The organism is Agrobacterium sp. 22-209-1, assembly GCF_053522485.1.
Genome location: NZ_JBNWCH010000002.1, coordinates 710088 through 716087 on the forward strand (window position 1 = coordinate 710088; position 6000 = coordinate 716087).

Here is a 6000-nt window from a genome sequence, read left to right on the forward strand (position 1 = left end):
TGGCCTTCCCTTAATCAGCGACTGTCCTTCTCAGGAAGCCCCCTTATAGCTGTATTAGCGAACCAGAGCATGGGCAGTGTGTTCTGGAAGGGAAGCGTCCCGAACATTGCCCTAGCATCAGGTTGAGAGAACGGGTTGCCCTGCACTGCACCGGCAACACCCCGCACGGAGTTCATGGCGTTGTCGATCATCCCCAGTGCAGGGAAGGCAGTCAGCCCCTGTGAGGGTTGTCCGGTGACACGACTGTCAAAGAGAGGATCAAACCCGGCGACATAAGCCATGTTGTCGGCTACAGCAGGAAAGATGGAATAGAAACCCGCTCTTTGGAAGGCTGCTGCGGCTACCTTCTGCGGTGACAGGCGTTTTTCCAGCCAGTCTTCGCGGTCGCTTCTGCCGATGGCCTGAAGATGTGTCTGCCCTACATACGCAAGGCTTCCGAATGTCATCGTTCCAAGTATCATTGACATACTCTCCCAGTCCCGCATATGAGCATTGTGAAGCGTATTCTTTGTCCATGCACCCAGCATAAAGCCACGGAACTGGAAGAACAGTTTTCCTAGAGTATGCCCTAGAATTGTGTTCGTCTGTCCCAAGTCATTCTCCTGAATAATCTTTCGGGTCCATCTGAAAATTGCATGTTCGAAGGTACCCCTGACTTCAGGGTTCCACTTCTCCAGATTGAGACGTTTCAGCTTGGAGCCTTCACGCTCACCTGTGGTTTCACCCGCGTTCTTTCGGATTGCTTCAAAGATGCGGTCCTGCATCTCATCACTGAGACCCAGCACACGCATACGCTTCCGGTTCACCCGAGCACCTTCCTCGCTCATGTCGATGAACTTTTGAAGGACGGCTTTGGATGCCCACCTCTGGAGGTAAGCGTTAATGGGAGCCATACCACTAACAACTGTCATTGCCCTAGCGCCACGGCTCATCGCCCCTTCAGCGCGCAGCATCAAAGACGATTTACCGGCGTTCGTTATCGGCGCGCCAAAGTCATCCGTCACGATGTGGCTCATACCACGCAGCGTGTCGGTGCCAGCCGTGCTGATCCACTCCAGAGCCTCCGCATCCGCATCAGCTAACTTTCCGGTTCTAGCGTCACGCATGAAGGCGCGCAGCCCCGGCATGGAGCGAATAGCTGTCTTGAGACCTAAGCCACAGGTAATCATCCCAATTTCGGCAAGCTGCGCCATCCCCACCTGACCCATGACGCGGAGGAAGTTGTAGTCACGGATCATGCGAACAGCCGAAGCCATATTGGACTGGTCGAACTTCGACGGCGTGCCGGTGATACCATCGAACAAGAACTGAAGGCGATCCACGTCAGCGTCAACGCTTTCACGCATCCCCTTAGTGGCTCCTTCACTCGACGCGATAGCGCGCACCTGTTTGATGACCTTCTCCCAGTCAGCGCGGCTGTGCACGCCGTCCACCAGATAACGCGGATGAAGGTCTTCTTCACCGGGCCTCCAGTTGGGGTTCTCGACCCGCAAACGGGACATCGCAATGGCCCCTGACATCTGGCGATTGTAGCTCTCAAAAAGGAACTGAGCATCGTCGTGAAAGAGTTCGGCTACGCGCACTTCACGTGGCCCGTTCTTGGTCTGGAGGGTCATGCTGAAGTTCTCGTCAAGCAACTGCCTGCGCTTCCCTCTAGCCTGACCAGCCTTGCCAGCGTCACGGCCAGCCATGCCGCCCACGACCATCTCAATGTCTTCCGGGTCGAGACCGACGTTCTCAAGGTTCATCCGCATCTCGTCCATATCGAGAGACGAGAAAATTCGAGCGGCAGAGAGTTCCTGACCGGCCTCAACCTGCTCCAAGCGCTTCACGTACCCGGCTGCAATCTTGTCGGCCTTCACCTTCTCGATGTCAGCATTGCGGCCTTGGATTGCCTGAGAGATGAGGCGCGCCATTCCGTTCGACCCCAGTTCATCCTGAAGTTCACGGAACCGTTGCCAGTGCACCAAACGGGGAACGTAGGTGTCACTTTCACTCAAGCCTTCCCAGCCCTTCATGGGCGCGCGTTGGGTGCCGTCTAGCGCCAAGTGATCGCCCTGAGTGAGCTTCACATAGGCGGCGCTGATCTTGTTCCATTCCTGCTTCATTCGCATCACGGCAGGGTCGAACTCAGCAAGCGGGTCGGTCGAGCGAATGGCTGCTGTGATCTGCTGACGGAATGCGGTTTCCTCGCCGTTCATTCCCGCAGCCCATCCGAGCTTGTTCCGCTCCTTGAAGTCGGACCATGCAGAACGATAGGCGCGGCTCCAAGATATGTCGAACCGGCGCTGTATCATGATCTGGTCTTCAGTGATTGCGCGGGACGTAGCGCCGCCTTTCTTCTGACCCACCGTCTCTTCAGGCATGAGATTGCCCAGTGCGCGAACAAGGGGGTTCTCAGATGCCTTTAAGCGCCCCGTTAAGTCCCAGCGATGCCAGCCGTTAAGGGCCGAGTTATCCTGAGCATCCGCGAAGTTCTTGTTGAGGTATTCCGAGATATCGGTGCGGATGGGGTTCCGCGATGCCGGGTTCTGGGCTGCACCTACTGAACGGCCCATCTCAACGCTCGACATAAGCTCCCGTGAGTGCTTGACGAGTGTGTTGGCTTCTTCAGCATTTGCGACGTTACGCCCCATTGAGCCGAAGGCTGCACCGAAAGCGAGACCACCGGCACCGGCATAAATCAGGTTCTCAGCTTCCCATGTTGGCTTGAGTTGAGACATCACGCCTTCGAGTGCCAGGTTGGCAGTAGCGCCCTCAGCGGCTCCCGCAAGGATGCGAGCCACGCGGCCTCCCTTGATTGCGCCACCGATGGGAGATGCGGCCACGGTTGCCAGCCATCCAGCCGGATCAACAATAGACGCACCGAGCCTCAAGCCGATGCCTGTTGCTCCCATTGCCGCAAGCTTCTGCTCAACTTCAATATCCTTCCGGAGACGGTTAAGCCGTTGGTCGAAGTCGGCAGACGAGTGACTGTCGCTAAGATATCCGAGATACTGTGTTGGCACGTCTGCGGCGCGCTCCTTCAGAAGCTCTTGCGAGACGGTGAAGTTCACGTCCGGTGCGGGTCTGCCTGCCTGTTCAAATGCCCAGCCAATTACAGACTCCTGCTTCATGGCCTCCCAAGCACCACGACCGAAGCCGAAGGACTCTTCGTCACGTCGCTTTTCCATTTGGGCACGTTCGATGTCGTTGTAGGGGTCTGGCGATTTCAGGATGCCGAAACCGCGTCCCATGTCTGGAACTGGAGGATATTCAGGGGTGTCACGAATGGTGCCGTCCAGCCCTTCGCCGCTCATCTTCTTTTCGGCCCATGCCCGCATGTCATCAACAGACTGAACGGCCTTGAACACGTCCGGGTTAGCACCAATTGAGTCTGGCGAAATGATGCCGTTAACGGCTGCACCAGAGGGCGCACTGAGAACCTTAGCGGCGTCATGGGGGCCAAGGAACCAAGCAAGATACTGCTCACCCGCAGTCGGCACACGCCCAATCCGCTTATGAACAATGTCGGTGTATTCCTTCAAAATCCAAGGCGCGGCTTTGGCTTGCTGCTCAGGGTCTAGCCGGTTCGTTAGGTTCAAGTCTGGGCGCGATTTAGCGACACCGTTCCAAGTGCCCTCAATAATTTGAAAAGGGCCGTGAGCGCTTGATGTGCCACCTGCATTGGGGACATTTCTGAACATGCTTTCCGCGCCACCAATCCGGTAAAGAACATCACTGTCCACGCCTGCGGTTGCTGCCTGCTGCTCCAGAGAATTCCACCACGAAGGTAGGGCGCGAGATTTGGCACTTATGCTGCTCGCGGGTGCCGTGGGCGTAACAGAAGGAGATTGCGCCATGAGCTTCGACAAGCTCTCACGTGCCCATTCTTCTGCTTGGCTGACATCAGCACTTTTGTACGCCCCTGCGGGGTGCCAGCCCCAGACAGTCGGAGTGTCCCGAACGTCAAGATGAAGGCTGCTCCCCGATGGGTAAATGCCAACACCACGGGCACCGAGACCAATTGCGGCGTCCAGAATACTGCGTTTCTGTCCGTCATCATACCCGGAAATATCAAGGTCAAGTGCATTGCGGTGCACATGTTGACTGTTATTTGCGCCGCCTGCCTTGGCGTTCCGGGTGGGGTCACGATAACCGGACCTGACACGAATATCAGGGAGTCCCGCATTGGAGGCAAGACCATCAAGCATTGCCTTTGCGTTAGGTGACAGATTGTCGATGTCTCCACCGAGATTTATAAGGTTTGCCATGATGGTTCCTTAGCTGCCCTTTATGGGCGCATGACGCGGCCATCCTCCGGCGCTGAGGGGCACCGAAGGTTGCGGCTTGGATTAACGTTGTGATGGGTTCTAAGACTCTGGGGCTACCAGAAGCGGACCTGTGGCGAATGCGCTAGTGGGTGGTCCAATTTGCGCAGGGCGTCCATCAAGGCAGTCGTGCGGAGCTTTTCACCGGGACGTTCGCCGGGACTATTCCTATGATAAGCCAGCATCTTCCGGTACTCTCGCCACAGTGCACGTCCGCCGTTCGTCTCATTGTCTCTTGCAAGAGTGATGATGAAATCGGCGTTCATGATCTTTTCCGGTTTGCTGTCAATGACAACATCAATCATTTTCGGGTCTAGATCATCGACCATGCTAATGTCAGTGATGGCGCGCGCAGCGGTGTTAGTGTTCATCCTTGGTCCTGTTTATGCGTGTTGCACGTGGGAGCGATGGGGCAAGGGCCGCTGACATTACCAGCCGCCGCTGCCTCTCTGCGGAGCGGTCAGCGCTTTCTGACCTTCCTCACGGATGCGTTTGACTTCATCCTTGCTGTAGCCGGATAGCTTGGGCTTGCCGATGGTGATACCCAAGCTGGGCAGCGTCACCATAGGTTCATAACGTTCCTGACTTTCAACCTCGATACGCCGCTCTTCACGCTCGCGTTTGACCTGTTTCATTTGGTACAGGTCAGCGGTCGTTAAGATGGTGTCCGCGCCTAGGTCGATGGGAAGGCCGTCAGCCTGAACAATTCGCCAGTTCGTTGCGGAGTTTGTCAGCGGCAGTATTGATAGGTCGTCTGGGTCAATCCCTAACCGCTCGGCATTATCTTTCGCCCAGTTGTGGATGAAGTCGGTTGCCAGTTCTGAGAAGTCCGGTGGAATCGCCCTGTCTCCGGTGCGGACGGCCCAGCCGTTGATATTAGTGTAGTTTCGACGCGCTGCCTCACTGGCCCTTTCAAGGGCGCGGTCTGCCGGAAGCCCAGCCGCCTTAACATACACATCAGCAAGCTTCTGAATGTCAGTGGAGACAACTTCAGGGTTTTTCATTTCCCCGAAGCCGGAAATCCACCCGCCTTCGAAATCGGAAAGAGTCTTCCGGATTTCCTCTGAACGTAGGGACGCCGTGGGACTATTGAACTTGCTGGGGTCGCGGCTATATTCCGCTGCTGTGACCAGTGCTCGGTCTTCTGAGAGGGTGCCACTTTCTACCAAGGTTTTGGCAACATCATACTGAGTCCGCGCTGCCTCATCCGACATTGAGAACGCAAGCTGAGGGGCGCGCTCAACAAGGCGGCGGTATAGCTCAAATCCTTTCTTTGCGTTTTCGGGGATTTCACCGCCCGCCATCACCGTGTTCATCGCCACGGCACCAGCCTTGATGGTTGCTTCCCATTGGGGATGCTTTGCGCCGTTCGCAGAAAGCCATGCAACCGTCCGATTAAATGACTCGTCAGCGGCAGCTTCAGATGAGCCTTTGCGCTGAAGTTCACGCTGCTCCCTGTCGAGGAATTGTTGAACGGCGGCTTCACGCTGCTGTTCCACGGTGACGGTTTTTTCCTCACCGTTTTCGTCAACGTACTTCTGAGGGGTGAGCCATGGTAGCCCCTGTTTGTCACCGGCAAGAAGGGCACCGTCTAGGCCGTCGACTCATAAACTCTGACACCAGATTCTTGCGGCGACGAGTTTGACAGCTGCGAGATAGTTTTCCGGGCGCTTGTCGTAGCGCGTGGCGA

At 56.3% G+C, this 6000-nt stretch carries 3 protein-coding genes and 1 pseudogene; all 4 read right to left on the reverse strand.

Annotated features, from left to right (window positions below):
- Positions 1 to 14 precede the first annotated feature (14 nt).
- Positions 15 to 4253: a D-Ala-D-Ala carboxypeptidase family metallohydrolase gene (locus tag ACQZ48_RS07800; protein WP_448728708.1), complete on the reverse strand. Its 4239-nt coding sequence runs from the start codon at positions 4251 to 4253 to the stop codon at positions 15 to 17.
- Positions 4254 to 4366: 113 nt separating this feature from the next.
- Positions 4367 to 4681, reverse strand: coding sequence for a hypothetical protein (locus ACQZ48_RS07805; RefSeq protein ID WP_448728709.1), 315 nt, complete (start codon positions 4679 to 4681; stop codon positions 4367 to 4369).
- Positions 4682 to 4738: 57 nt separating this feature from the next.
- Complete coding sequence (locus ACQZ48_RS07810; RefSeq protein WP_448728710.1) at positions 4739 to 5809, reverse strand: hypothetical protein; 1071 nt, start codon at positions 5807 to 5809, stop codon at positions 4739 to 4741.
- Between the two features lie 105 nt (positions 5810 to 5914).
- Positions 5915 to 6000, reverse strand: a pseudogene (locus ACQZ48_RS07815) (IS5/IS1182 family transposase); the annotation flags it as partial.